Below are 3,830 nucleotides of genomic sequence, written 5' to 3'. Positions count from 1 at the left end.
ATCAATAGGAGATTATATTGTACTCAGCGCCTCACCTGTTTATTTTCAGGACTGGAGAGCTGCTAGTATAATCATACTATCAATATTTTTGCTTCTATTACAGGTTTTCTATTTCGGTCGCAATTGGCTGCAGAGGAATCGCCGCTGGCCCCCAGCCCGTCCCTATGCTCTGGTGCTCTGGGCCATCTGCTACCTCATCTGCCTGGGGCTGACTTACATAGACCGTGGCCTAGTCTGGGACTACTGGCTTGTCTTTGGCTTCTGCTTCGCTGCCTTTGAGCTGCCTTTTCTGATCTGGCCGCTGCTCTGTTCGCTCTTAACCTTCGTGCTCCTCAGTGGGCTGGTGCGCTGGCCACTGAGCTTGGCGGACCTCGGTTCGCTGGGGGGGCTGATGCTAACTCTCGGCTCAGCCACGATCTCAGCGATCACCATTGCCCATCTCTTCAGTGAGCAGAGGCGCAATGCTCGCCTCTTGCAGGAGCTAGCCCAGGCTCATAGCGAGCTGGAAGAGGCGCACCAGCGCCTAGCGCTCTCGGCGGCCCGTGAGCAAGAGCTAGCGATCCTGCGCGAGCGCACGCGTCTGGCCCGGGAGATGCATGATACCCTGGGTCATGCTCTCACCCTCGTCAGTGTCAAGCTAGAGGTCATACGTCGTCTTGTCAAGCGCGACCCAGAGCGTTGTGAGCAAGAGATTGCTGAGACCCTGCAAGTCACGCGTGAGGCCATGAACGAGCTGCGGGCCTCCATTGCGAATCTACGTTCGCCCGTGCTGGGACAATGCTCACTACGGCAGGCGATCGCCTCCTTTGCCCAGCGTCTGGCGGCGCGCTGCGGCTGGGAGCTGGAGCTAGATCTAGATCTTGCGCCTGCCTTGGAACACCTACCTGGTGATCGCCAAGAGGCCCTGCTCAAAATCGTGCAAGAAGCTCTCACTAATGTCGAGAAACACGCTCAGGCAACGCGTGTCTCTCTGCAGCTACGCAGCGAATCCGGTCGGCTGCTCCTTTCTATCGCCGACAACGGGATCGGTTTACCGCCGGTGCTCCAGGCCCGACTAGCGGCGGCAGCCGGCAATGGCGGCAGCGCCTCGCTAGCAAGCTCAGGCCTGGCCGGTACAGACCCTAGCCCGAAGCGCGGCCACTATGGCCTGATCGGTATACGCGAGCGCATCCAGGAGCTGGGGGGAGAGCTATATCTCTGCCAACCTGCTGGGGGAGGCTGCCAGCTCATGGCTGATATTCCGCTCGTTGAAGCCCCTCATGAGCCGCAGCGCGAAGCCTCCTAGTCGTTGAGGATTCCTCGCGACTCAGACGCTGCTGATGTCTCTGCCTGTAGTGCTTCCCCTGTGACCTTCCCGTGCCCGTTCTGCTCAGGCCAGCCTGGCGATGGCCCAGAGCTGGCTAGCTAGCTGCCGCCCTTCCCCGCCTCGGCGACTCCGTCCGCCAAACCGCTGCCGTCAGGATGGTGCCGCCAAGGCTGCTAGCGAAACTTGCCGCTTTCCTCCCTGGCAGCAAGAACCAACACATAGCCCGACTACGATGAGGAGAGGCTCCTGTGGGGGAGAAGGCGACGGCAGAAAGAGGATGACCCAGATGGGGGATGTGGAAAAGCGGCGGTCGCCACTTGACAGGGACCGGTCTGTACTGTATGCTACGATTACCGTTACTGTTTACTCTGAAACGCGTCGAAATCAAGCAGCATATGACATTCGACCAGGCAAGCCATCCCCAGCGAGGGAAGAAAGAGGAGCCTCTCGGGAGGTGTGCAGGCGTGAGGAGCGGGGAAGAGGAGAAGGCGCAGCGGAGACAGCGCTTGCTCCACGCGGCCCGAGGGCCAAGCGGACAGCGGCCCATCTTCTCTGCAGCTTGGCAAGCCGCAAGAGGGTATTGAAGGCAGGCGAGAGGAGATGCGGAAGGAGAGCGAGCAGAAGATGCAGGCAGCAAATACAGTCATATTGCATGTTGCAACGTAGAAAGGGCTGGTTCTCTAGCTTGGCATGCAGATCGAGCAGAAAACCAGCCCTTTGATATCATAGTTTACCTGATTTTCGCGCCGGAAGGAGCAGCAGTCATTGTAGTCATAGCAGGCATAGAAGGAAAGGAACCTCGGCAAAGGCGTACACCCGGTGAAACAGTCAATAAGCGTTCTTCCCGTCCCGCCGGCGATGGTCTACGGCGAAGCGTCCCGCCTGAAGAACCTGCCGGCAGCCTAGCAGACAGAAGAAGAAAGGGTAACCTATGGACCTGGTGAAGCGGTTAGAGGAATATCGGGACCGAGAGCGAGCACTTGCGTGGGAAGGGACGTTCGCCCAGTACTTTGAGATCGCGTGTAAGAGGCCGAAGGTCGCCCGCCTCTCGCATGAGCGCATTTATGACATGATCATGGAGGCGGGGGTCGAGACTACGCGCAACGGCGAACTGCGGTACAACTTCTTCAGCCAGGAGATTTTCGGCATCGAGAAGGCGCTGCAGCAGATCGTCGACTACTTCCATTCGGCAGCCCAGCGCCTGGAGGTGCGTAAGCGCATCCTGCTGCTGATGGGGCCGGTCGGAGGCGGCAAATCGACCATTGTGCAGTTGCTCAAGCGGGGCCTGGAAGCCTATACGCGCACCGAGGCCGGCGCCGTCTACGCGATCAAAGGTTGCCCGATGCATGAGGAGCCTTTGCATCTCATTCCCCAGGAGCTGCGCCCCGATATTGAAAAGGAGTTCGGCCTCTACATCGAGGGCGATCTGTGCCCGCGCTGTCGTTACATGCTCGACAACGAATATCACGGGCGCATCGAAGATGTCCCTGTCCAGCGCATCGCTTTCAGCGAGAAGTATCGCATCGGCATCGGCACCTTTACGCCATCGGACCCCAAGAGCCAGGACATCAGCGAGCTAGTGGGTGGCATCGACCTCTCGACCATTGGTGAGGTGGGGGTCGAGAGCGATCCTCGCGCCTATCGCTTCGATGGCGAATTGAATGTCGCCAACCGCGGCCTGATGGAATTCATCGAGATGCTCAAGGTCGATGAGAAGTTCCTCTATGTGCTGCTCACCCTCAGCCAGGAGCAGAACATCAAGACAGGCCGCTTTAGCATGATCTATGCCGACGAGGTGGTGATCAGCCACACGAATGAGCACGAGTATCAAGCCTTCGTCGGCAATAAGAAGTCAGAGGCGCTGCAGGACCGCATCATTCTGGTGAAGGTGCCGTACAACCTGCGCGTCTCCGATGAGATCAAGATCTACGAAAAGCTCCTCAAGCAGAGTGCCCTGCGTAACGTGCACATTGCCCCCTATACGCTGCGCATCGCCAGCATCTTTGCCGTTCTGACGCGCCTGGAGCCATCCAAGAAGGCCGGCATGAGCCTGATGAAGAAACTGCGCCTCTACGATGGCGAGGACATCGAGGATTTCAAGCAGAAGGATGTCCGCGAGCTGCAGGAGGAGGCCCAGCGCGAGGGCATGGATGGCATCTCGCCGCGCTATGTCATTAACCGCCTCTCAAATGCTCTGGTGCGCCAGAATGTGACCTGTATTAATCCGATCGATGCTCTGCGCGCCTTGCGCGATGGCCTTGATCAACATACGAGCATTACGCGCGAGGAGCGCGAGCGCTACCTCAACTTTATCAGTGAGGCTCGTAAGGAATACGACGAGCTGGCCAAGAAGGAGGTGCAGCGCGCCTTTGTCTATTCCTATGAGGAGGCGGCGCGCACGTTGCTCAATAACTACCTCGACAATGTCGAGGCCTATTGCAATAAGACGAAGCTGCGCGATCCCATCACCGATGAGGAGATCGATCCCGATGAGCAGCTGATGCGCTCGATCGAGGAGCAGATC

Annotated in this window: 2 protein-coding genes; both read left to right on the top strand. The window is 58.4% G+C overall.

Annotated features, from left to right (window positions below; genetic code table 11):
- Nucleotides 1-1,285, top strand: a 1,285-nt coding sequence (locus tag IRZ24_RS17865; RefSeq protein ID WP_297167273.1) for a sensor histidine kinase, incomplete at its 5' end; no start/stop codon positions are given.
- 952 nt (nt 1,286-2,237) lie between these two features.
- Nucleotides 2,238-3,830, top strand: a 1,593-nt coding sequence (locus IRZ24_RS17860) for a hypothetical protein (RefSeq protein WP_297167270.1), incomplete at its 3' end; no start/stop codon positions are given.

The organism is Thermogemmatispora sp., assembly GCF_019683755.1.
GTDB lineage: Bacteria > Chloroflexota > Ktedonobacteria > Ktedonobacterales > Ktedonobacteraceae > Thermogemmatispora.
The sequence above is the reverse complement of the archived record's forward strand: the minus strand, read 5'-3'. Positions and strand labels throughout refer to the sequence as shown.